Source organism: Paenibacillus sp. PvR133 (assembly GCF_017833155.1).
Taxonomy (GTDB): Bacteria; Bacillota; Bacilli; order Paenibacillales; family Paenibacillaceae; genus Paenibacillus; species Paenibacillus polymyxa_B.
In genome coordinates this window covers 1664836-1688706 of the sequence record NZ_JAFIBS010000001.1, presented here as the reverse complement: position 1 = coordinate 1688706, position 23871 = coordinate 1664836, and the positions used below count along the sequence as shown (strand labels likewise).

20 protein-coding genes are annotated in these 23871 nt (G+C 45.6%); 6 read left to right on the top strand and 14 right to left on the bottom strand.

From position 1 onward, the window contains the following. Positions 1–73: 73 nt before the first annotated feature. Both JOE49_RS07465 and JOE49_RS07460 read right to left on the bottom strand, forming a co-directional pair. Complete coding sequence (locus tag JOE49_RS07465; RefSeq protein WP_209940833.1) at positions 74–1564, bottom strand: sensor histidine kinase; 1491 nt, start codon at positions 1562–1564, stop codon at positions 74–76. Then, the gene (locus JOE49_RS07460; protein ID WP_069080764.1) at positions 1561–2247 is read right to left on the bottom strand and encodes a response regulator transcription factor; all 687 of its coding nucleotides are present in this window, start codon (positions 2245–2247) and stop codon (positions 1561–1563) included. Before JOE49_RS07460 ends, JOE49_RS07465 begins: the two co-directional genes overlap by 4 nt. A 287-nt stretch (positions 2248–2534) precedes the next feature. Here JOE49_RS07460 and JOE49_RS07455 point away from each other — a divergent pair, with 287 nt between their 5' ends. From JOE49_RS07455 to JOE49_RS07435, 5 genes are all read left to right on the top strand, one after another. After that, the gene (locus JOE49_RS07455; RefSeq protein WP_028541970.1) at positions 2535–4883 is read left to right on the top strand and encodes a glycosyltransferase family 39 protein; all 2349 of its coding nucleotides are present in this window, start codon (positions 2535–2537) and stop codon (positions 4881–4883) included. Between the two features lie 17 nt (positions 4884–4900). Then, the gene (locus JOE49_RS07450; RefSeq protein ID WP_209940832.1) at positions 4901–5992 is read left to right on the top strand and encodes a glycosyltransferase family 2 protein; all 1092 of its coding nucleotides are present in this window, start codon (positions 4901–4903) and stop codon (positions 5990–5992) included. A gap of 3 nt (positions 5993–5995) precedes the next feature. After that, positions 5996–6418, top strand: coding sequence for a GtrA family protein (locus JOE49_RS07445; RefSeq protein ID WP_209940831.1), 423 nt, complete (start codon positions 5996–5998; stop codon positions 6416–6418). Continuing rightward, entirely contained in the window at positions 6415–7296 is an 882-nt protein-coding gene (galU, locus tag JOE49_RS07440) for a UTP--glucose-1-phosphate uridylyltransferase GalU (protein ID WP_023986636.1), read from the top strand. The genes JOE49_RS07445 and galU overlap by 4 nt, the downstream gene beginning before the upstream one ends. A gap of 144 nt (positions 7297–7440) precedes the next feature. Continuing rightward, on the top strand, positions 7441–8268 hold the full coding sequence (locus JOE49_RS07435; RefSeq protein ID WP_209940830.1) for a class I SAM-dependent methyltransferase: 828 nt from the start codon (positions 7441–7443) through the stop codon (positions 8266–8268). 167 nt (positions 8269–8435) lie between these two features. On the opposite strand, the gene JOE49_RS07430 is transcribed toward JOE49_RS07435, so the two are convergent. The 11 genes from JOE49_RS07430 to JOE49_RS07380 form a co-directional block, all read right to left on the bottom strand. Next, positions 8436–9182 (bottom strand): glycerophosphodiester phosphodiesterase family protein, encoded by a 747-nt coding sequence (locus tag JOE49_RS07430; protein WP_160789030.1) that lies wholly within the window; start codon positions 9180–9182, stop codon positions 8436–8438. An 88-nt stretch (positions 9183–9270) separates the two neighbouring features. Next, the gene (locus JOE49_RS07425) at positions 9271–10332 is read right to left on the bottom strand and encodes a hypothetical protein (protein ID WP_160789031.1); all 1062 of its coding nucleotides are present in this window, start codon (positions 10330–10332) and stop codon (positions 9271–9273) included. 24 nt (positions 10333–10356) lie between these two features. Next, positions 10357–12252 (bottom strand): HSP90 family protein, encoded by a 1896-nt coding sequence (locus JOE49_RS07420; RefSeq protein WP_209940829.1) that lies wholly within the window; start codon positions 12250–12252, stop codon positions 10357–10359. A 420-nt stretch (positions 12253–12672) separates the two neighbouring features. Then, positions 12673–14187, bottom strand: a complete 1515-nt coding sequence (gene arfA, locus JOE49_RS07415; protein WP_023986630.1) for an arabinosylfuranosidase ArfA — start codon at positions 14185–14187, stop codon at positions 12673–12675. A gap of 305 nt (positions 14188–14492) precedes the next feature. Beyond that, on the bottom strand, positions 14493–16079 hold the full coding sequence (locus JOE49_RS07410) for a S8 family serine peptidase (protein ID WP_209940828.1): 1587 nt from the start codon (positions 16077–16079) through the stop codon (positions 14493–14495). A gap of 148 nt (positions 16080–16227) precedes the next feature. Then, on the bottom strand, positions 16228–17010 hold the full coding sequence (locus JOE49_RS07405) for a muscle M-line assembly protein unc-89 Uncoordinated protein 89 (protein ID WP_209940827.1): 783 nt from the start codon (positions 17008–17010) through the stop codon (positions 16228–16230). 122 nt (positions 17011–17132) lie between these two features. Further along, complete coding sequence (locus tag JOE49_RS07400) at positions 17133–17408, bottom strand: peptide maturation system acyl carrier-related protein (RefSeq protein ID WP_023986627.1); 276 nt, start codon at positions 17406–17408, stop codon at positions 17133–17135. Positions 17409–17421: 13 nt separating this feature from the next. Then, positions 17422–18546 (bottom strand): TIGR04066 family peptide maturation system protein, encoded by a 1125-nt coding sequence (locus JOE49_RS07395; protein ID WP_028541962.1) that lies wholly within the window; start codon positions 18544–18546, stop codon positions 17422–17424. Between the two features lie 11 nt (positions 18547–18557). After that, complete coding sequence (gene ccpM / locus JOE49_RS07390) at positions 18558–20012, bottom strand: Cys-rich peptide radical SAM maturase CcpM (RefSeq protein WP_245248351.1); 1455 nt, start codon at positions 20010–20012, stop codon at positions 18558–18560. A 71-nt stretch (positions 20013–20083) separates the two neighbouring features. Beyond that, a complete protein-coding gene (locus tag JOE49_RS07385; protein ID WP_080561119.1) occupies positions 20084–20269 on the bottom strand; it encodes a CLI_3235 family bacteriocin precursor in 186 nt (61 codons plus the stop codon). A gap of 104 nt (positions 20270–20373) precedes the next feature. Then, a complete protein-coding gene (locus tag JOE49_RS07380; protein ID WP_209940826.1) occupies positions 20374–22116 on the bottom strand; it encodes an ABC transporter ATP-binding protein in 1743 nt (580 codons plus the stop codon). Positions 22117–22332: 216 nt separating this feature from the next. On the opposite strand from JOE49_RS07380, the gene JOE49_RS07375 reads away from it, so the two are divergent. Continuing rightward, on the top strand, positions 22333–22920 hold the full coding sequence (locus tag JOE49_RS07375) for an RNA polymerase sigma factor (RefSeq protein ID WP_209940825.1): 588 nt from the start codon (positions 22333–22335) through the stop codon (positions 22918–22920). Between the two features lie 96 nt (positions 22921–23016). Here JOE49_RS07375 and JOE49_RS07370 read toward each other — a convergent pair whose 3' ends face one another. Next, positions 23017–23871 (bottom strand): carbohydrate ABC transporter permease, encoded by an 855-nt coding sequence (locus JOE49_RS07370; protein WP_023986622.1) that lies wholly within the window; start codon positions 23869–23871, stop codon positions 23017–23019.

Sequence of the window (23871 nt, the reverse complement as noted above, 5' to 3'; positions counted from 1 at the left end):
GCCTCCCGAGCCGTGTTATAACCAAAGCTGCGGTTCGGGGGGCTATTTTTATGTTACGCCATAATCTTAAATACTATACTGTTCCCGCTAAAGGTAACGTTACTTTGAATACACTTCCCGTTCCCGGTGTGCTTTCGGCCGTAATGTTCCCGCCGTGTGCTTCTACGATAGACTGTGTAATGGCCAGACCAAGGCCCGCCCCGCCTGAGCTACGTGTACGCGATTCATCTCCACGATAAAAACGCTCAAATATCCGCTCCAGCTGTTCTTTACTCATGCCTGGTCCGTTATCACGAATTTGGATATCCACCAACTTCTTACCTGCAGACAGGTTTACCTGGATCACACCTCTTTCCATATCGGTATGCTGAACAGCATTGTGAAACAAGTTGAGCACTACCTGCTTGATTTTATCCCCCTCTGCCAATACCCGTATACCTGCCGTCATATCAAAAACCACTTTACGTGTACCTGCCAGCATAAGGAGCTGCGGTTTCATTTCCAGCAGCAACGCATCTAGTGATATGTCTTCCAGCTTCAACTCCGGTGTTCGATCCAGTTTAGCCAACAATAGTAAATCAGAGACAAGTTTATTCATCCGCTTGGATTCACCATACATACTTTCTAGTGCCGACTGAAGCTGCTTCGGATTAGATGCTGCCCCACGAAGCAGCACTTCCAAGAAGCCGTGAATAGACGTGAGCGGGGTGCGCAGTTCATGGGAAGCATCCGCAATAAATCGTCTCATCTGCATCTGCAATTCCCGTTCGGCAGCAAAAGAATGCTCCAGCCGTTCCAGCATCCCGTTAAATGAAACCGCCAAACGATCCACCTCATACTGCCCCTGCTCAGCGTCAAAGCGCTCGGCCAGATTGCCCGCATCAATACGTTTGACTGCCTCGACCATCCTGGAAAGGGGCACCAACGTGCGGCTCAGCACAGGAAGCATAAGCGCCAACCCAATCGCAAGCGCAATCAGAGACAATAAAATAAAGGTGCGGAGCTGGTTAATCAATTGCTCTTGCATAGAAGTCGTGGATACGCCCATTTGAAGTAAACCGGACGAACGGTCAGGTGGACCGAGCGGACGGAATACAACCAGTTGCTCTTTCCCCTGAGCATCCGTGATTAATTGATAGCCGTGGCGCATGCGTTTGCTCTGCTGCATTGCATGATATTGCTCAGTGGTGAGACGTGGCGGCTTAAGTCCGTTTTCGTTGGACAAGCTCTGGAAAGTGCCGTCTGTATCTATAGAAGCGAGCGACATATCCGGCCAAAACAAAAACGGCCCCGGTCGATTATTCCTCCGATTGGTTTGTTCTTGGGGAGCGGTTACCCCACTCTGCTCCTGCGAATCCTTAATCAATAAATCGGCAGGAATTGAATTTAACTGCGTATCCATAGCTTCTGCCCGACTGCGATACAGAAAATCTTTCATCAGAAAATATTGTAGAAAACCAATCAATACGAGCAGCAAAGCCAAAATGAGTAACGTTCTAGCCAAAAGCTGGGACCGGAGAGAACGAAGTGCATATTTTCTCCGACTTTTCCCGCCCGCCTTCATAGCAGATCCACCCGGTAGCCCACACCGCGCAGCGTACGAATGACCCGGTGCTCCTTGTCTTTGAGTTTTTCACGTAAGGAGCGAATGTACACCTCAACAATATTATCCTCGCCTCCAAAATCGTACCCCCATACCCGGTCCAGAATACGACTTTTACTCAGCACAATCCCGTGATTAAGCACCAGAAACTTCAATAGTTCATATTCGGTAGGCGACAGCTCCAGCACCTGACTCTGATAACGAATTTCCTTGCGTCGATCATCCACTTGAAAGGGGCCGTGAACCACTTCCCCCAGCAGATCGGGGAACTGATTGCGCAAGCGCGCTTCAATGCGAGCCAGCAGCTCATTAAAACTGAAGGGCTTTACGACATAATCATCCGCGCCGAGTTTTAATCCCTTTACCCGATCGTCTACATCATCCTTGGCGGTCAGCATAATGACCGCGATGTTATCCTCCGTCTCCTTGAGACTTTGGCACACCTCAAAACCGTTCATTTCCGGCATCATCACATCCAGCACCGCTACATGCGGACGAAACTCTCTTGCCAAATCGATCGCTTTACTCCCGTTCTCGGCGGTTCTGACTTCATATCCTTCATTAATCAGTCCAAGCTCTAAAAATTGCAAAATATGAGGCTCATCATCTGCCAGCATAATTTTAACTCCGTGTATTGGATTCATTATTAATCTTCCCTTTCATGTGGCCGCATTTTTCTCATAAAAAAGTCAGTTCATTTTTACCTGTATCTAATATACCTGAATCCTGTCGCAAAAAAAGTACCTCTGCTCAGCTTTCAGCTAACGTTCAGGGAGCGCTCAGAACCCATTAAGGTACGTATGGCATGATAATAGCAAGCCGGTAGTTCACCGGGCCAAGATCAGAAGCGACTGGTCATTCCGCAGTCCTGAAGATAGCGGCTAGAACAACGGAATAAATACAAAGAATTTTCACAGGGAGTGGAATGAACATGATTAAGAAATGGTTTAAGACCAGGGCGGACATCCCCCTGATCATCATTATGCTGATATCCGCATTTTTGAACGGATACAACATCTGGCAAGACAAATATGTAAACACCTATTACACGACGGCCGTAGCAAGCATGCTACAGAGCTTTCACAACTTCTTTTTCGCCTCACTTGATTCTGCCGGATCGGTAACGGTAGACAAACCGCCTGTGGTTTTCTGGATTCAGACACTGAGCGCCTATATATTCGGGCTTCACGGATGGAGCGTTATCTTGCCACAGGCGCTGGCTCAGGTCGGATCAGTCTTGCTCGTTTACTTACTCGTCAAACCGAGCTTTGGTACGATGGCCGCACGATTGGCCGCCTTCGCCATGGCAACGACACCGATAGCCGTAGCGGTTAGCCGCACGAATAACATCGACGCTATGTTGGTTTTCACACTGTTGCTCGCAACATGGCTATTGTTCAGAGGCATTAGAAATAGCAAAACCGGGCTGATCCTTGCTGCTTTCGCAGTCGTAGGCATCGCCTTTAACGAAAAAATGTTGCAAGCCTATATGATCGTTCCGGCATTGGGTCTGTTCTATCTGCTGGCCTCCAAGTTTAACTGGAAGCGAAAAGCAGTAACACTGGTAGGATCAGCAGTTGTCCTCCTGATCGTATCGCTCTCCTGGGCAGTCGTAGTGGACTCCACTCCGGCAGATGAACGCCCTTATATGGGAAGTAGCGGTACGAACTCTGTGCTGAATTTGGCCTTTGGTTATAACGGCCTGTCCCGTCTGACAGGAGATCAGGGTACAGGTGGCAATCGTGGCGGTGAACGCACGGATCGGAACAATAACGCTACAACGAATAGCAGCGATACGAACACAGATCAAGCTCAGACGACTACAACATCGGACAGCACTACCACTACGGATGACTCTGGTGCCAACAACATGGCAGCAGGCGGATTCGGTGCAGGTGGTCAAATGCCACCGGGTGGATTTGGCGGCAACGGACAAGGTGGTCCTGGAGACGGGCAAAATGGCCAGGGTGGTCCAGGCGGTGGACCGGGAGGAAATTCCGGTGGCGGCATGTTCGGCACTGGCGAAAAAGGACCTTTGCGGTTGTTCCAATCTTCCCTGTCAGGTCAAGCCAGCTGGCTGCTTCCATTCGCATTGATTGCTTCCATCGGTCTGCTTGCAAGCATTCGACGTCGTAATATCACACAAAAACACAAAGAGGTCATCTTCTGGCTGGCCTGGTTGATTCCCGTAGCTGCGTTTTTCAGCGTAGCAGGATTCTTTCATCATTATTACCTGATTATGCTCGCGCCACCAATTGCAGCGCTCTTTGGAGCAGGATTCGTAGAATTGTGGAAGCAGTATCGTGAGCGTTCCAACTGGCTCTCCTGGCTGTTACCCGCAGCAGTATTGGCAACCTCGGTATTTAGCTGGTTTGTTTTGCAAAATTACAACGATACCATTGGCAGCGGCTGGTCCATCGCGGTATTGATCCTAGGGATCATCGGCACGGTGCTGCTGATAGTAGCACGAATGAAATCTGAGAAGTTCACAAGATTCGCCATCATTGCAAGTGTACTCGCTATGTTTATCGGTCCTGCATACTGGGCATTGACACCGATCATCTACGGGGGGAACAGCATGATTCCACAAGCCGGACCCACTCAATTTGGCGGTGGTGGTGGAATGCCGGGAGGCAATGATCGCAATAGAGGTCAGAGCGCCAATGGACAACAAGCCGAAGGAACTCAAACGAATAACCAGACCAATAATGCAGAGAATTCCAGCCCTGACGGTAATACTTCAGGCACACAAACAAGTACAGACACGGAACAAAAACCTTCTACCCGTTCCAGAGGAATGGGGGGACCCAACGGTAGCCAAAGTTTAGATCAAAAAACGTTGAGCTACTTGCAAAAAAATAACACAGGTGAAACCTACCTTTTTGCAGCAAGTAATTATTCAACGGCTGCTCCTTACCTGGTCGAGGCCGGACAAAAAGTAATTATTATGAACGGTTTTGTATCTTCCGATCCAGTCTATACCGTCGATAAAATCAAGGCGCTGGTCGAAAGCGGCCAAGTGAAGTACTTCATGATTTCTGGTGGAGGTGGCGGACCAGACGGCGGTAACTCTGAAGTCACTGCATGGATCAAAGAACACGGCAAAGTGATTCCTTCAGATGAATGGAAAACAACAACAGGCGAAACAAGTACAGACGTTAAAGCAACCGAGAGCGGAAGCGACACCACGAACAGCAATGCAAACGCCCAGGATGGTCAAGGTGGCCCTGGCGGAGACGAACGTGGCGGAAGCGGTACTTTATACGAAATCACATTATAAATGAGGAGGAACTACGAATGAGTGAACCCATCCGTTATTCCATTGTTATTCCGATGTACAACGAGGAAGCCGTTATTACGGAAACCTACCGGAGGCTGAAACAAGTTATGGGCTCGATGGGTGAGCCCTACGAGCTGATCTTCGTAAATGATGGAAGTTCGGACCGCAGCGTCCAATTGATCAAGGAATTCAGCCTCAGAGATGACACCATTGTATTGATTGATTTCTCTCGCAATTTTGGTCATCAGCTAGCGATTACTGCCGGGATGGATTATGCGGTGGGGGAGGCGGTCGTCGTCATTGACGCCGACCTCCAGGACCCGCCGGAACTGATTGTTGAGATGGCTAACAAGTGGAAGGAAGGCTATGAAGTGGTCTACGCCAAACGACTCAAACGCAATGGCGAGACTCGCTTCAAGAAATGGTCTGCCAGCCTCTTCTACCGTGTACTTAAAGCATCAACGGATATTAATATCCCGGTCGACACCGGGGACTTCCGCCTAATGGATCGCAAGGTCATAGAAGAATTGAAACGGCTACCGGAAAATAACCGATTCGTTCGTGGACTGGTCAGCTGGATCGGTTTCAAACAAACTGCTGTAGAATATGAGCGCGACGAGCGGCTCGCAGGCGAAACCAAATATCCGTTGAAACGAATGATCAAGCTCAGTCTGGACGGGATCACATCCTTTTCGATTAAACCGCTCAAGCTGGCAGGGTATATCGGTGCACTTCTATCCATGTCCGGCTTCCTGTATCTGATGTACGTACTGTTTCTCAACTTTTTCACCGACTCCTATGTGATGAAGGGCTGGTCGTCTATGATTAGCATCAGCCTGATCTTCGACGGGGTGATCCTGATCATTCTCGGTATTATGGGTGAATATGTTGGACGCATTTATGACGAAACCAAAGCACGTCCGCTTTACATTGTCCGTGAGCATCTGGGTGGACAATACGAAAACGGTCCAACGCATGCTATGAAAGTCCCTGAACCCCGTGGCTCCCTGTACATGCAAGGAGCCCGTGAGAGCCTGATTTCGACAGGACGCACAGTGCGCGGCAACAGTGCGGTATATACCGGACCCAAATCCGGTCATGGAGCCTAACCCATGAAAAGTCGCATGGCCCAGCTGCTTCCTATGATCCGATTTGGCATCGTAGGTCTGGTGAATACGGGTGTAGATTATATCATTTTTATGCTGCTGGCTTGGGTCGGGGTGCCGGTCATTGTAGCGCAGGTCATTTCGTACAGCTGCGGCACAGCCAACAGTTATATTTTGAACAGCAAATGGACATTCAACAAACAACTATCAAACAACACTAATAAGGGTCAATTACCTAAATTCATCATCATTAACCTCATCGTATTGGGGATAACCTCCTTATTACTGCAAGTGCTTCACACTGGAACCGAGTTGCCGCTTGCTTTAGGCAAGCTGATCGCGACCGCAGCCGGAATGATCATCAATTATATCGGGAGCCGATACTGGGTATTCGGTTCCCCATCCCGAAAGGAAAGTGAGTTTCTATGAGAAAAATTACAAAAGCTGTTATTCCAGCCGCCGGATTAGGAACCCGTTTTCTACCAGCTACGAAAGCTTTACCGAAAGAGATGCTTCCCATCGTAGACAAGCCGGCTATTCAATATATCGTAGAAGAAGCCATCAAGTCCGGAATTGAGAGCATCATTATCGTAACGGGGCGTAATAAAAAAGCCATCGAGGATCATTTTGACAAGTCTGTGGAATTGGAGCAGGTACTGGAGAGCAAGGGTAAATATGATCTCCTACGTGAAGTTCAAAGCATCGGGGGTAAAGCAGTCATTCACTATATCCGTCAAAAAGAACCCCTCGGCTTGGGACACGCGGTAAGCTGCGCTCGTCAGTTCATTGGCGATGAGCCCTTTGCCGTGTTGCTGGGCGATGATATTATGAATTCCTCCACCCCGGCGATTCGTCAAATGATGGATGTTTACGAAGCGACTGGCAAGCAAGTGGTCGGCGTGCGCACAGTGGAAGAACAAGATGTGAGTAAATACGGCATTATTGACTCCACTCACCAGAACGGTCTCATTCACGAAGTCGGCGGACTTGTTGAAAAACCATCTCCGGCAGATGCCCCTTCGCGGCAGGCAGTCATTGGTCGGTATGTATTAGAGCCTTCCATTTTCTCTATACTGGAAAACCTGTCCACTGGAGCGGGCGGCGAATACCAATTGACGGATGCTCTTCATCAAGTAGCGTTGCAGAACCAACTGCTCGCATTAGAACTGGAAGGCACACGTTATGATATTGGAGATAAAGCTGGATATCTGGAAGCCGTGCTCCACATGGGTATGCAACGCGAAGATTTGCGTCCAATGCTTGACTCCATGATGCGCGAGTGGGCGCTTGCTTCAATGATAAAATAGGGGGATTTCCTCCCTCCGAAATCCGACGGGTGCTGTGAAATCACGAGAGTAGATGGATGAACATGTAAAATTGTACACTATAGGAGTACAGCAGCATTTGAGTCTACACGGCCGCCCGGTCGATACTAAGGAGGAAAAGAACCCATGATACCTGAGGGAAATCTGCAAAGTAATGTGGATCGTTTCAACGGTTTTGCCGACAACTACGATCAGCACCGCCCGGAAGCACCGTCACTCGTCGTGGAAATCATCAGCCGCTATCTGGAGCGAAACATAGAGCTAGTTGCCGATATTGGCTGCGGTACAGGACTTTCAACTTTCATATGGGAAAACGCCGCTCAGCAAATCGTCGGTATCGAGCCTAACCCGGACATGAGACGAAAAGCCCTGCACAAGCTGGAGACAGCAGGAACGACAATGGCAGGAACCATTTCCTTCAAAAGCGGGTTCTCCAACAACCTGCCCTTTGAGGACGGAACTGTAGACGTCATCACCTGCTCTCAATCCTTTCACTGGATGGACCCCGAGAGCACGCTTCAGGAAGCGGGCAGGGTCTTGGCTCAGGGCGGCGTGTTCGCGGCCTTTGACTGTGACTGGCCTCCGGTGCTGCAATGGCAGATAGAGCAAGCTTATACAGAGCTTATCACCAAAGCGGATACCCTTTTGGAACAGGAAGCCCCAGTAGAGCAACAAGCTCATAAATGGAGCAAGGATCAGCATTTAGCTAATCTGCACCGCAGCGGACAATTCCGATATACCCGGGAGATTGTCTTCCATAACCGTGAGCAGTGTGACGCAGCTCGTTATACAGGGCTCGCTCTCAGCCAAGGGGGTATTCAAAGTCTCTTCAAACTTGGCAATCGAGTGCTTGACGTCGATATAGCCCGCTTCGTGAAGCTGGTAGAGAATCATTTTCAGGGCAGAACACTAGACATCCTGTTCAGCTATCGTATGCGGCTCGGCATCAAGTAGAAAGGAATCAAGGTCATCGTGGATGATACGCTCTTCGGCTTAGGGCAAAAAAGACTCTCCCTCGCCTCGTAAAAACGAGTGTGTACAGGAGAGTCTTTTTTGCTTCAATAGATAGCCACAGTCATATGCTTGCAAACCCTTAGTCACAGTTCCGATGCGTCTTCGACTTAGGAAGAGCGAACAGCCAATAAGTGCGCCAACCGGTCAGGATAGTCCGTGATGATGCCGTTCACCCCGGCCTCCAGCAGACGCTTCATTTCTTCTGGCTCATTCACCGTCCATGGGTGGTATACGACGCCTAATGCCAAAGCCTCTGATACAGCTTCTGGCGTAACAACTTGTTTGTAGGCATGGAGTGCTGTTACTCCGAATTGGGTTGCATACTTGGATGGACGAACCATAATTTCGATATACAGCGCCCCCGTCTTGATTTCAGGAGCAAGCTGCGCACAGAGCGCCAGCGATTCGTGATTGAAGCTGGATATGATTACCCTCTGTTCCAACCCAAAACGCTTCACGGCAGCAATGACCTCTTCCTCCATACCCGGATAGAGATAAATGCTGTTTTTCAACTCTAAATTAATAATTGTATTCGAGGACTGGGCTAGTTCCAGTAGCTCATCCAACATCGGGACCCGCTCACCTCGGAATTTCTCATCAAACCAACTGCCCGCATCCAGTTTATTTAATTCTTCCAGCGTAATATCCCTTACATCCAGTGAGCAACCTGTCGTACGCTCCAGCGACTCATCGTGAATCAGCACCAGATGCCCATCTTGGGTACGCTGCACATCCGTTTCTATACCTGTTGCTCCCAGTTCCAAGGCGTGGCGGAATGCCGCCATCGTATTCTCAGGACATACACCTGAAGCTCCGCGGTGTGCGAAATTAATCACCTTTTCGGTTACAGTCACAACATAACCCCTCCTGTCATTTCACAGGAACATTATACCTGCTCATTGTTTGGGCTGTATAAAATATTCGTCACAGCTACCACTTCTTCTATGCCGTTTGAACAATTTTCCTGATCCAATCGGAATAAAACGTATTCCCGTTCCGTCGATCAAAATCAGCCGCCGCTGACTCTGCCAGTGGCCTAAAATACGCAATGATTTCTGTCAATGTGCGATCCTCTTTACCCCATTCTAAGGAAGCCGGCAACCGGATCAATCGTTTTTCTCCCGAAGTATCCAACTTTTGTAGCAGACTCACCATCGTCGCGTAAAAATACATCTGCTCCAGCCCGCTCTCATAGTCCAGCGCCATATGTAGATGACGCTCTACTACTTCGATTCCTTGAACCGGATCAGCAATCGCCAAATATTCGATATGCTCCGCTATCGTTTTTAGGAAGTCGCGGTCATCCCGAATTAGGCGATAGCCTTTGCGATGATTGTCCTTTGCCTGATCAACCTCGCCTTGACGATAAAGCGGCAACAGCACCTGCGAGAGCGTCACATGTGGTACTTCTGCACATTTCATCCGTCCCGACAAAATCGGTTTTGCCACGGCAAGCGCCTGCTCGTTTTCTCCAGTCAAGTAATAGAACCGTACCATCTGGCTCTGCTCACAGGCCTCACAATCACTCATACTGTCCGACTCAATCAAGCGGAAGGTATCCAGATACCGCCGTGCTTCATCCAGTTCACCCATGTCCATCGCAATGCGGAACTTATAATAGTAATATGGACGCTCATTATACCCGTATTCGGCATAACGTCTGCGCATATCCTCCGCCAGATCTTCTATTTGAGTCTTCGATATATTGGAAAAGCTGCATACCTTACCGAGTATCCATTTGTAATTCCACAACAGCTCATCTGCGTCGTATTCCTCTGGATTTTGATCAAATTGGCCCAACTGCCACGAAAAAGCAATCAGCGACTTCAATGGATATCCGTTAAAAATAGCGCAGTCTACAATCTCTCCCCGGATTTCATAAGCGAGTTCCTTCAATCCGGAAGTATCTGCCAAGCGGACTGCTTCTTCCAGAAGCGCCAGCTTTGCCGCCCCTCCTGGCAGATCCTGCGCCTGCTCCATCAAATCATATATCGTATCTTCCATTTGGCTCCCCCTATAATTACGTAATTACGAATTTTGTCCGTTCCCTAATCCCCAATTGATAAAATGTAGTACACTCCGATTCATCAGTCCCAACTCACTGCGGTTCATCGGGTAGTGCCCCATCATAAGCGCATTCACATACATCATTTCTGTAGCAGCCGTGACCATCTGCGTATCGGTAGCTTCAAGAATCCGCGCCACCACTGGGTTGTTCAGATTAAAGTATAAGGTGGAATAACCCGAATTCTGCTGGACTCCTGCTTTCAGACTATCAAGCACATTGGAAAAAAGTGAGGTTGTCTCCTCAACCGTGTTTTCCATGGAGCGCAAGGTCAGTGCATCCTGGGAAATGGTATACAACACTGGCAAACTCGCAGGCTCAAAACGCTTCAACTCAGCGCGGCAACGCATCGGCTGCAAAGCAGCATCCATGACACGTAGCACACCGTAATAATTCTCGCGCTCTTTCTGTGTTAGCCCGGTAAATGAAAGAGATACTTCCTCAGGGCTAAGACGCTCTGTTTGTAGGTTAGAGTCAATCCAATGCAGCTTTTCCAAAATGTCTGAATCATAAATATAGCCGCCATTGATCACCAACATGGATTGCGCCGCCGCCACATGCGTAATCTGACGATACTCATCTACTGTCGATGTGTAATGCAACGGACGTCCGTCCGCCTCTCGGATCAGTTCTTTCAGCTCACGCCGACCAAATGTACTTTCGAAGGAAAACCAACGGTACATTATCCGCAAAAATTCATCATCCTCCACGGCGAGCGCCTTCATGGACAGCTCATGCAAACGAATCCAGTGCTGCAAGCGGTCTGGCTCATACTGCGCCATGCGTAGCAGTTCTTCCCGAATACAGGTACCCAGTTCAGAACGAACATCGTCAAGCTGCTCATTTTCATAAAAATACTCACGTGATGCCGTTGGTTGCAATTCATCTGTCCAAATTAGGCTTTTAATGAAGAATGCCCATTCCGGCAAAACATTTTCCGCCTTGTCCGACACCAGCATATGCTTCAGATACACCCGATGCAGCCGCTTGCTGTTCAGATTAACACTGCGAGGCAAAATGAATGCAATCCCGCCTGTTCTGCCTGATGCCGTCCGCAACGGTATAAAATCACTGAAGCGCTCGCCCATCAGGCGATAGCCTAAATCCAGCACCTCACTACGGCGACTCCGCAATTGTTCGGGATCCTGCATCCAGCTCGTCGATGGAAGATTGACGCGCTTGGTCTCCCCGTCTACAGACAGCATGACCGGATACGGCAGCAACGCACCATAATAGATTAAAGACTCCTCTACGTGCGCTGGCTCATAATAAAACTCACTTCCCGGCTTGCAGCGCAAATAAATTTGCGTCCCTACAGGCAGCTCGGTTTCCAATCGACGAATCGTATACGTCCCATCCGGCTTCCCTCTCCATTCCATGGAGATGCCTTCCTTCACCGAGCGGGTCAGCACTACAATTTCATCGCTCACCATAAAGCAGGATAGTAACCCAATCCCAAAGCGTCCGATAAACGAAGTCTCAGAAGCCAGCAAATCGGCTCCCTTCTTGGAAGACTGACCGATAATCGACAAAAAACGGTGAATGTCTTCTTCTGACAATCCAATGCCGTTATCCTGAATCATCAATACCTGATGCTCCCCAGAACCAGATAACTCCACGATGACTTTACCTTCATAGTCGTTACTCTCAGAAGCTGTATCTCCAAGAGCCTTGTCTTCTTTCAGTACTTTACTTTCAGCAACAACCTTCCGCAGCTCCTTGCGAGCCGTGATCGCATCTGTTGCATTTTGCAGAACCTCACGTATAAACACTCGTGGACTGCTATATAAATGATTGGCTAAAATATCAATCATACCGCCCAAGTTCACTTGAAAACGATATTGGTCTGTCTGACTCATACAGATCATTCCCTTCTCGAAATGCTACAACCACCATTTGGATTTAAACAGACTATCTTTTAAAGTATAACGTGGATTTAAGTCGGATTGCACACCCTGCATTTCAGATATCAATACGTTGACAACGATATAATAGGGTCTTTTTTCACCTAGGAAGTATGGCACTGGGTCTAATTAACTTCATAAAAATGTACGGAGTATGAGCACTTAGTGAATAAGGATCATCTTTGTCTAGTTAAATTTAGTAATAAACATAATATTTATTTAAAATTGACCCTTCTCTTAGAAACCTATATCTATGGAGGGACAAATGGCTCATTTTACGCAAAAAGCTCGCATTGCCGCTCTTGTAATACTCTTACAAGAGAGAATGCGAGCTTATTTAGATACAGTCGAAGCTGTACCTTTTGCAGAAGAGAATTAATGAGACTTAGCGAGACGGATAACGTTCCACGATGCTTTGCCCAAATGAGCTTTTACAATTCCGTCTTCAAGCTTGGCGTTGCCGCCGTTGTGAGGCGTAACTTTTTCACCGGCTGGACTGTTGGTCGCTTTAAGATCATCGTGCTCCAATACAGTATGCTCGACAATGCGGTAGCCTTCAAAACTGCGTACATCTACTGTCAACTCCAGCGATTCAGACAAATGACGGTTCACTGCAAAGACAGTCAGTGCGTCTCCCTCTTCATCATAAACTACAGCGCTGTCCAGATAAGGAATGTCTGTGAAGTCCTTGGAATCGTATTTTTCCGAGTCCACCACAGGCATCAACGATATCCCACGACCATAACGGGAGGCATGCAAATACGGATAGAAAATCGTTTGTTTCCACGCCTTTCCGTTATTCTCGGTCATGATTGGCGCAATAACGTTGACCAGTTGGGCGAGGCAAGCCATTTTCACACGATCCGCGTGGCGCAGGAACGTAATCAACATGCTGCCTACCAACAATGCATCCTCAAAGTTATAGATATCCTCAAGCTGCGGTGGTGCCACAGACCACGGATCAATTTTTTTGTCCGCATCATTGGAGTGATACCACACGTTCCATTCGTCAAAGCTGAGCATCATTTTTTTCTTGCTGCGTTTCTTTGCTTTGATATAGTCACAAGTCGAAATGACCGTATGAATAAAATGATCCATATCCATAGAGCGTGCCAGATAATTAGCCGTATCATTGTCATGATTTCCGTAGTATTGGTGCAAGGAAATATAGTCGGCTACCTCATAGGTATGATCCAGCGTGGTTGCTTCCCATTCCGGGAACGTCGGCATCGTAGAACTGGAGCTGCCACAGGATACAAGCTCAATGTCAGGATCGATCAGCTTCATGGCTTTTGCAGATTCTACAGCCAGACGACCATATTCTTCTGCTGTCTTGTGACCAATTTGCCATGGGCCATCCATCTCGTTACCAAGACACCAGGTTTTAATCTTATGTGGTTGCTCTACACCGTGACTACGACGTAGATCACTCCAATAGGAGCCACCTGTGTGGTTGCAATATTCCACCAGATTACGCGCAGCATCAATTCCGCGCGTACCCAGATTAACCGCCATCATGACTTCGGAACCTACATCCTTGGCCCACTTGAAAAATTCATTCGTACCCACTTCATTCGGCTCGACCGTTCTCCACGCCAGCTCCAACTGTCTAGGTCTGGACGCGACAGGGCCGACACCGTCCTCCCAATTGTAACCGGATACAAAGTTTCCTCCCGGATAGCGTATAATAGGAACATCAAGCTGTTTTACCAACTCTTTAACATCATTTCGGAAACCGCTTTCATCACTAGTTGAATGAGTAGGCTCGTAAATGCCGCCATATACGGCACGCCCGAGATGCTCTACAAAAGAGCCATAAATGCGTTTATCGACTTCAGCAATACGAAAAGATTTGTCTACAATCATCTTTGCTTTTACAGCTGCTGCCACCTAAACCATCCTCTCTGAATGCGAAAATAAAATCCGTTGTACCACCAAAACTAAGAAGCCGTTTTATTTACGGTTTTAATATAACACACCATATTTATTATAGTCAACATTATTATTAAATACTTAATATATTTATTAACGTTAATGATAAACGATAAGCAATTGGTTACGTACTTCAAAATATTTCGTTTTATAAACAAACTTATTGAGTGAATAACCACTTTGCTAAATAGAATAACGGATTACAGGTGGGTTCAAAATAGTGCCTACTTCCATATCTTGCAGTCTGTTTTAAATAGTGAATATCAGTCTACCAACAGTTGTTCTAAATATGTATAAATACCACCTATATCGCCCACGTTTAAATTCGAGAGGACCCCTTCTTTCAAATATCCCTGCTCTGTCCGTATAGATATATAAATACGTTCAGTTTCCGCTTTCACCAGGATAGAAAGCTCAATATCAACGTCTAATAAAACTCGTTCTTTGGTGCAATGCGTAATATTCGTAGCCTCTACACACAAAATAGCAATATCCGTATAAGCGTTATATGCCATTGTACCCGCATTATATAACAGTTCCTGTAATCCATTGCTTGCATTCGAAGGGAGCGTATACTCCATATCATGCAACACTGCCGCGGACTGGTCCACCGCGATCCAGCTTTGATATCCATCCCGGGCAAATTGCCCTCTCAACTCATGCAAAAAATAAATAATGTCAATGTCCTTGTCATAATAAATACAAATAAGCGGAATGCGAGAATCCTCTATTGCGATTGCCTTCTCCCGCGTCATAAAGAGCCCCCCCTCTTGCTGCCACCAGCGCAAATAGCAAGACGAAAAATTCAGTGCGGGGATATGTCGTTGATTTTTAGAAATATAGACGACATTTTTTCCATAACGTGAAGCCAATTGCTCCACTTCCTGCAAACTCACTGGCTCCATTTCCCCTAGCAAGACAATCGTATCTGTAAGGCCGTATACCCGTTGTCCACCTTCGAGCGCTGTGTCCTGTTGTTCTCGCTCCCGCAGGATGGCTTGTTCGAAGATCGCAGCAATTTTGTCGCCAGGGAGTTGAGCTTCACATTGGGTCTCAAAATAATAGGGTGCTTTCGAACTAATTGCACAATCCTCTATAAACACATAGGCGCGCCGTATCCAATCCGGATTTTTGTAACGCATTACGGGTAATATGGTATCCTGTAGCGGATGATAACTATACTTATGTAAAATATGTTTTAGCTTTTCTATGGAAGGAACACGCTTGGACTTCTGCAAAACTTTACATACCTGTGCTGTAACGAATGGAGTGGCATAGCTATTGCTGTTGGGACATTGTACAGCCTCTCCAGCTGCACCTATCAGCTCATGCTTGGCAAAAGCGGTAAAATCGATACCACTTGAGAATGCTTTCTCAGCATCATATGTATATTGTCCTGCTGTGAGTATACCGCTATGATCGCAGCGCACACCAATCACATTGGCAAAGGAAGCCGGATAAGTAAGAAGTCCTCCATTTTGTGCTGCACATACCATAATTAATCCCGCCATAGCTGCATTATTTACAGCTTCCCGCAGCATGCCTCGATCTCGATAATTTATACTTCCCAGGCTGATATTGGCTACCTGTACACCATGCTTTACACACCAATCCAGCGCAGCACAAAGCTGAGCTGCATTTCCTTTTCTATGGTTCATTATTTTTACACTGCTGATGATCGCATCTGGAAAATACGTTTGTACAATAGCTGCACATATCGTACCGTGATTTAAGGTGCGTCCATCTTCTACGTCTCCATGAGCTATTTCGACGTTATATAATAATTGGGTGTTTAAAAAGCCAGCATTAACCCCGTCGTCAATAATGGCTACATGGATCTTGCCATTCATTTTTTCTCCCCCTGTCTCTTCGGATTGTGAAATGAATCTCACGGCTCTGTTCCGTTCCATTAGAGTAAGCGGAGGGTGCCTCTGCGAACGATAGCGTTCGTCTGAAAGCACCCTCCTAATTTAGCGAACCATGTACATGATAGCCGGATCAGACTGCAATATTTACCTTCGTGCCTGCAGTCTTCGCCCCGTCTTTAGCCGAGTCCAGATAGGCATTGAGCTCTTGTTCAGTCCACACCCTGCCTGCCTCTGCATTCGCCTCCTGCTCATCCTTAGGTTCAACCCGATCTGTAATCATCGGTTCGTTATTCACTGCTTCGCTGATACGCTCATTAATATTCGCAGCGATTTCCATGATCTTTCCATTAAGTCCTTCTGCCTTTTCACGCAAAGCCGCTGATTTTGCAGGGTTAGCGTTTTCCCACCCCTTAGCCTCGCTTCCCAATGTGATTTGTGCCGTTTTGGCTATTTTGGCACTCTTCAACTCATTGTTTGCAGATACAACACTATGCATTGTATAGGTGATCAATCTTTGCTGCTGCTCCTCAGCAGTCTTAGGCGTATATTCTTCCTTTTTGCCTTTCTGAGCTTCTTTTTCACTTTCCTCATCCATGCCTAAAGCCTTTTTTTGCTCTTCCAGTGACTGCTTTTGAATGTTCTCGTCAATTTGCTGAATCTGCTTATCTATCTCTTCCATTTCAGCTTTTACAGCTTCCGGACCGAGACCACGCTTGAGAGCATTACTTAAATAGTCCGAACGCCTCTCCATCAAATTTTGCTTTTGTTCTGTCAATTGTTGAATAACCTTGTTTTGTGGCTTGCCTATACCCTTCCTTTCAGCCTGAGCGGAAAGGGAATGCCGTAGTTCAAGTCGGTTGTTATCTGCGGTGCGGAACGGCGATTGGTGAGATGATGTAAATGATACATTCATCCTAAAACCTCCAATTCTCTTCTAAATGAGGATTTTTCAAAATCCTGAAATAAGTGATTCTAGAGGTATATCGGATTTTTTTGTATGTTTTTGTATGTTTTATCATCATTTTCACAAATCCTTCATTCCTTTTCCACTGTTAAGCAGTCCTTTATCGTCTCATACAAGCTGTTATATGTAAGCAACCCCCCTCCCACTATACGCTCTTCCGGAATTAGGATAGCAAAGCTTTTTTCCACTTCAAATAATAGATATACCAGATCTCTGGGGAACAACCCCATATCAGGACCCAGTAATGTAGCCTCTTTATTTATCTCACCCGCTTTTATTTTAAAAAGCTTCCAAAATATATTTTCCAGTTTCATTCCTGTTCCCGTTACATCTTGAGTAAAGTTCATGTTCTTCCCTCCATTACAACTGAACTACGTGATGATCAACCGAAAAATAATGTAAAATATCCTTCGTCAGCCTATTCATATCTTCATCGTTGGACAGATGGAGTACAGGCACGGAATAATTGGAAAACTCCTGCTTTTTCTCTTCCACGAAACGATGATCAACAGATGCATATTGCATATTGACTGTGGAAGAAGAGTAACTGTCGAATACATTGTTACATATGGCATATCCTAATAATGAAGAGGAAAAACGGTTTTCCATGTACTGTTTCACATGCTCCAAATATTTTATATTGTATTCATCATAGTGAAGACAACAGATTAGGCCATCCGCTCTAACAGCGCGGGATACCAAAAATGAGGTTACTCCAAAATAATTCGTGAACGTATTGTTAAAGGGAACAATCCCACCTGGAATGCCCACGAGTATTAGATCAGGCTTTTCGCTCTGCTCTATTTTTTTCAAATACCGATTAAACATGATAATCTTCTGGGTTTCCGTCATACCGCTCTCAAACATAAACTGTGGAAAAGAATGTGCACCAATCAGCTCCCCGCATCCATTAGATGTGATTTGCGACACCCGATATCCTTGTGCTTCAAGCTTCTGCCGAAGGTTAAGCTGCAAATTAAGCTTATGCGTTCGCTCGTTCAGCCCTAATACAAACAGAACCGGTGTAAAAAAATCATGAATAACAGAGCCCGGGTCAGGCGGTAAAATATCTTTCGTGCGTACATCAAATGTATTTTTTAAAATCAGCTTGTCATCTTGCTCCTCACAGGGTTCGATAAATTCCATACATGAGTCTGGCAAAGTGAAATTACACATGACTTTTTTGCCAAGTTGTCCAGCCTTCTGGATCACGGGAAGATACACCTCAGCTACATCCAGCTTGAAATTGGATTTCACCAGTAATATAGCATCACAACGCTCCATTTCTTGCTCCAAACAAGACTCCGGCTTCACTATGAAGCCTGTCACTTCCCCCTTGTCCGTTACACAGGCATCTTTCCCGATCATACCCGACCCTTGAAAAGAAATAAGTACAACTTCCTCATAACTTCCTAATAGATTCAAGTTCCTAACCAGGGCTATCGTTTCATAATCAAACGGAAAAATGATTAATTTATTGGTCATGGAGACACCCCTCATGCTTTTTCAAAATCGAGAATCGTATCCTCGGAGAAATCATAGCCCAGCTCATTCATCATGCAATAATCAAGTAAGGTATGCCTAATATCATTTTTGACTACCGAACAATGACTCAGCTTCTTTTCTTTGGACAAGGTATGCAAATCATCTGCTACAGCAACACACAGCGTACAAAAACGGAAATTCCAACAGTTTTTACATGCATCCTCCGTGATTGTCCCTACATTCAAAATCTGGCTGATTTTATCCACTTCAAAGCCTGTGTCCACTTTTCCAATCTGCACCACCTCCGACTGCTCACTGACCCGTTCACATGGATAGAGATTTCCATGCACATCCGCAAACAATCGCTGTACACCAGGCACACAGGGTCCACCATGATGCGCTTCTATCGGCATTCCCGCAGAAGGCTTTCTATAATGAAACATTCGGAAATACATCTGAATATAATAGTCCTTAATCAGCTTGGAGACATGATTTTCATCTACTCTTCCAAACTTGGAAAGCATCATTTTAACTACCTCATAGCCTCTCTGCTCAATAAATTCATTTCTGTACAAAATTTCATCCTTCACATAAGCATCGTTAATGTAGGACGACCGTACACTGTACAGACTTTCGAAGGTTTCATAATTCGTATAAAAATCATTGATACATCCAAAATCATTACGGGTATCCAGCACCACATTAAAATTAATCCATTCAAAGAGGTCCGGGTAATTTCTCTTAATTTTATCCACATTGGCAATAATCGTATCGAAGGTCCCCCGCCCGTTAACAGCAAATCGTCTGTTTCTGTCATGATTCTCTTGATCTCCGTCCAGACTGATCGTAAGCACAAAACGATGTTCATCCAGAAAGGCCAAAATATCGTCATTAAGCAGCGTACCATTGGTCGTCAAATGAAAGCCTACATCTCTATACGCTACCTGCTCCTTGATATATTCCACACACTTCTTGACCAACGGAAAATTAATAAGCGGCTCTCCCCCATAAAAACCAAAATCCAAACGGTCACTGTCTACTGACCTATCAATGACAAAATCAATACACTTGCGCGCCGTCTCAAAATCCATCATCAGACTCGTATGACCTCGATTGTCATATCCTCCTGAATAAACGCAGTAAGAGCATCTAAGATTGCAATTTTGAGTTACCTGTAAGGTGAGGGTCTTCAGCTGATGCTGAAGCATATGCTCCAAGTGCTTTGTCTTGGGATGATTCATAATCTGCGGACGCTGTGAAGATAAAAATCCGTTATCCAACAAGTCACGGATATACTGCTGCAGTTTCGGTGTAGCCTCCATCTGATCCAGGTCGAAGCTGGAATGCGAATTCAGAAAATGATAAGCCTCCTCTTTAATCCGCAAAATTAAATTAGTATTTACATCATATACATAATGGTGGAGTCTCGTTTGAAATGTGTATATAAAGGGTTGGCACACGTTCATGATTCACACCTACTCTGTTTTGATGTGGACAGAAGCCTGGAATGTCCAGGCTCCTCCATACAGGTACAAGCTTAATAATTACCAATTCCAGTTCCATTATCTCTGCGATAAGAACCGTCACTTTCTCGCGATGTATTGGAGCTTCGAGTCAAACTGCCTGCGCAATAACAGGAGCAAGGACAATAACAGGAACAACCACAGCCAAATGCCTCAATCGTGTCGCCTACATTCGTGCTTCTTTTCACAAGCTTACGCATGTTAAACTACTCCTCCCATTCATGATATGATTTAAAAAGGTGTTCACCTATACTAATTCCGTACATGGTGTTAAATCACACTATGAAAGCGTTTGTTTTTTTCATCATTTTATGGGGACCTCTTCTTCCCCTAATACCCATCCTCTGTATTCTGCATGACAGGTCATAAAATGGGAGTGTGATCCTATTTGGGCTGGTTCGCCGTTCTCCAACAAAATAACTCTATCAACATGCGCTAGTATCTCGCTGCGATGTGTAACGATGATTACGGTCTTTTCACGCAACCGGGTCTTCAACAATTGCTGAACATTTAGCCTAGCTGCTGTGTCTAGATTGGAGGTCACCTCGTCGAGAATAAACAATGGCGCTTCCCTGATCAATGCCCGGGCCATAGCAATTTTCTGTCTTTGCCCACCCGACAATCTGGAGCCATTCGAGCCTATAGGGAAGTCATCTGCCGAGTTCTGAACCAATTCTTCCAGACCAACCTCCGCGATAATGGCCTCTATTGCATCATTAGTGACTTCTGTGCCTATGCGGATATTGCCAAAAATAGTAGTATCAAATAAATACACCTGCTGACTGACCAAAGCTATTTGACTTCGATACTCATCTATCTCATAGCTTTGGATGTCAATGCCGTCATAAGTGATTATCCCTTGATCAGGCTGGCTGAATCTCATAATCAGATCCAGCAACGTAGACTTCCCTGCCCCATTTGCTCCAATGATAGCTACTTTTTCCCCTCGGGCAATCCTAAAGCTCACGTGGGGCAGTACGGGTTCATCCTTGGTATAGGAAAAAGAAACATTATGAAATGCAATGTGATCTTCGAATGGCGGCTCAGTTAGTATAGACGCTGGAGTGACTGAATTAGATGTTTCTTCCTCTGCCCAATCCAAGAACTGATAATATCGAATGGCGGAGGGAACGACTTCAGCCAGCATGTAGCCAATGTTTAAAATAGCGAAAACAGGAGTGGTAACATAAGCACTGTAAGAAACAAAGGCAAAAATCCCACCTACAGTAAGCTGTAAACGAAAGATAAGATTAGCACCCACAACGTACAAAAACATCATTAGAAGCTGAATTAAAATAGATTCCGAAGCGATATTCCATGCGTCCAGAAGTGATAATTTCCGTTCTGATTCTACAATTCGACGCTGCTTGGATGAGAACTGCTGATGCTTATGTGGAATAAGACCAAACATTCGCTGCTCCTTCATGCCCCCGACAGATTCCCCAAACCACTGGGCAAAATCACTACTGCCTTCAATTAAATCCCCCACCAGTTTTTTTCTACGCTTCACAAAATACTTCACCACAACATATTTGATGGGTAAAAAGCACAGCACGATTACAGTCATTTTCCAGTTAATGAGCAGCAAACCACATAAACCACCAATCATGCTGAAAGCCTGCATAATGACAAAAAATACTCCACTATCTGTGATCCTCGATACATTGCCTACATCCGTGCCAATTTGGTTCAGCAGCTCCGCTTCATTGGTTCGGTTAAAATAACTCATTCGTACTCTTGTCAGATGCAGATACGCCTTTTCAAATAATGAAAAGGTAACCTGTGCGCTTAAGCCTGCCCGAAAGGTTTCTTTACACACATTCAGCAGCTTATCCAAGCAAACGATTAAAAACGCAGCAGAAGTGTACAGGATTACAGCCTGCATATTCCCTTTCAGGAGACCTTGATCCACAATAATCTTGCTTGTTAAAGGCAATAATATATTCAAGCCCGCTGATAGGATGAGACATATCAAAATGATAGTGACCGTCTTCAGATAAGGTCTAAATGTTGCTGCCAAACGTTTATATACTATGGATTCTTTCATCCTTCCCCCCCTTTCACCAGGTGCACCCTCTCCCCCTATTAACTAATTCCGTATCAGAATCAAAATCACTTTAAAATATCTTTTAACTGTTCTAGTAATTCCACATTTACGAGATTAAATATGATTTATGTCATTCTTGAAAATTGGAATTAATGTATATGATTGGCACATACAAAAATCATTTATTTTTTTATCCGTCCAAAGGGGGCTTGAACAATGCCGACTACGATGGTTATCGACTGTTGCAAAGGGGATCAGTGCAGAGGTAGTTCCAGATGCTTTTACAGAAAAATTTGTGAACTTTATCTGAGTGAGGTATATCGTTTCTGTATGCATTTAATCAAGAATCAGTCTTGCTTTACATTTATGGCAGAAGAATGTACACAAGATACTTTTGTAGCGGCAAGACAGCAATTGCTCAAGCTCAAACATCACCCCAATGTAAAGGGTTGGCTGTACCTTACGGCTAAAAATCTTATATATAAATCATTTAGGTGCTACTATACACAAAAAAAGCATGAAACTACGCTTGAATGTGAGAAAATCTGTAGTTTTTCAAATTCGGTAGAGGAGGAGTGGGAAAATCGTAGATTGGGAGATGTGGATACGGTTATCGTTAATATTCTAATGCAGCTTTCCAACAATGAATATACACTCTATGAAGACTACTTTTGTCGACAACTAGCTGTGCCCTTGCTCGCTACCAAATATAATATTTCGGTTACGGCTACAACGACTCGAATCTACAGACTGAAAAGAAAACTTCGTACATTATCCCATCAATATTGTCTAACTCATATATAAATATATCTATGTACAGCAAAAACAGCGGAGCCCCTCTCCCAAAGAGAAGCTTCGCTGTTCGTTCTTGTGACTATGACTTGTATTCACACTACACTATTACTTAATCCCCGAAATCGTATAGTTCTCAATAATATACTTTTGGAAAACAATGAAGATAATCATGATCGGAACGACCATGAAGGTCGAGCCTGCCATTTGAAGAGCAAATTGACTTTCGTTCTGCCCCTTGAGCAGTGACAGCCCGACGGACAAGGTGTACAGCTTCTCATCGTTCGCAATAATGAGCGGCCACAGGAAGCTATTCCATCCACCGATAAAGGTTAAAATGGCCTGTACTGCCAGAATTGGTGTCGAGATAGGCAATACGATTTGCAGAAAAGTACGGAACTCCCCTGCTCCATCAAGACGTGTCGCCTCCAGCAGTTCTTCCGGGATATCGGACATAAACTGCCGGAACAGGAAGATCGCGAACGCGCCTACCAATCCAGGAAGGACAATCCCCAGCATGGAATTGGTCAATCCCATCTGGTTCAGGATCAAGTAGACGGGAATCATCGTCACTTGACCTGGAATCATCATCGTTGCCAGTACCAGGTAGAATAGAAACCCTTTGCCTTTAAATTGGAATTTGGCAAAGCCATAACCTGCCATGGCATTCAGGAATAATCCGAAGAAGGAAGCTAAAACAATGATCAGCGTATTCGTCAGATAGGTTCCAAAAGCCATGCTATCGAATAGTAATTTAAAATTATCCAGTGTAAAATGCTGCGGCCAGATGGTCGGAGGAATTTTGGTTACCTCACCCTCTGTCTTAAAGGAGGATAATATCATCCACGCAAAAGGCAGCACCATCAACAGACCTCCCACGGTCAGGAGAATCGCCACGAACCATTGAAATGTTTTTTCACCACTGCGCGTATTGGCGCGGGCTTGCTGAACAGCTGTTTTCAC

What these genes read in the sequence shown, in the direction of transcription:
- JOE49_RS07465 (WP_209940833.1), bottom strand. Translation starts at nt 1,564, where the DNA reads ATGAAGGCGGGCGGGAAAAGTCGGAGAAAATATGCACTTCGTTCTCTC.
- JOE49_RS07460 (WP_069080764.1), bottom strand. Translation starts at nt 2,247, where the DNA reads ATGAATCCAATACACGGAGTTAAAATTATGCTGGCAGATGATGAGCCT.
- JOE49_RS07455 (WP_028541970.1), top strand. Translation starts at nt 2,535, where the DNA reads ATGATTAAGAAATGGTTTAAGACCAGGGCGGACATCCCCCTGATCATC.
- JOE49_RS07450 (WP_209940832.1), top strand. Translation starts at nt 4,901, where the DNA reads ATGAGTGAACCCATCCGTTATTCCATTGTTATTCCGATGTACAACGAG.
- JOE49_RS07445 (WP_209940831.1), top strand. Translation starts at nt 5,996, where the DNA reads ATGAAAAGTCGCATGGCCCAGCTGCTTCCTATGATCCGATTTGGCATC.
- galU (WP_023986636.1), top strand. Translation starts at nt 6,415, where the DNA reads ATGAGAAAAATTACAAAAGCTGTTATTCCAGCCGCCGGATTAGGAACC.
- JOE49_RS07435 (WP_209940830.1), top strand. Translation starts at nt 7,441, where the DNA reads ATGATACCTGAGGGAAATCTGCAAAGTAATGTGGATCGTTTCAACGGT.
- JOE49_RS07425 (WP_160789031.1), bottom strand. Translation starts at nt 10,332, where the DNA reads ATGGAAGATACGATATATGATTTGATGGAGCAGGCGCAGGATCTGCCA.
- JOE49_RS07420 (WP_209940829.1), bottom strand. Translation starts at nt 12,252, where the DNA reads ATGAGTCAGACAGACCAATATCGTTTTCAAGTGAACTTGGGCGGTATG.
- JOE49_RS07410 (WP_209940828.1), bottom strand. Translation starts at nt 16,079, where the DNA reads ATGAATGGCAAGATCCATGTAGCCATTATTGACGACGGGGTTAATGCT.
- JOE49_RS07405 (WP_209940827.1), bottom strand. Translation starts at nt 17,010, where the DNA reads ATGAATGTATCATTTACATCATCTCACCAATCGCCGTTCCGCACCGCA.
- JOE49_RS07400 (WP_023986627.1), bottom strand. Translation starts at nt 17,408, where the DNA reads ATGAACTTTACTCAAGATGTAACGGGAACAGGAATGAAACTGGAAAAT.
- JOE49_RS07395 (WP_028541962.1), bottom strand. Translation starts at nt 18,546, where the DNA reads ATGACCAATAAATTAATCATTTTTCCGTTTGATTATGAAACGATAGCC.
- ccpM (WP_245248351.1), bottom strand. Translation starts at nt 20,012, where the DNA reads ATGAACGTGTGCCAACCCTTTATATACACATTTCAAACGAGACTCCAC.
- JOE49_RS07385 (WP_080561119.1), bottom strand. Translation starts at nt 20,269, where the DNA reads ATGCGTAAGCTTGTGAAAAGAAGCACGAATGTAGGCGACACGATTGAG.
- JOE49_RS07380 (WP_209940826.1), bottom strand. Translation starts at nt 22,116, where the DNA reads ATGAAAGAATCCATAGTATATAAACGTTTGGCAGCAACATTTAGACCT.
- JOE49_RS07375 (WP_209940825.1), top strand. Translation starts at nt 22,333, where the DNA reads ATGCCGACTACGATGGTTATCGACTGTTGCAAAGGGGATCAGTGCAGA.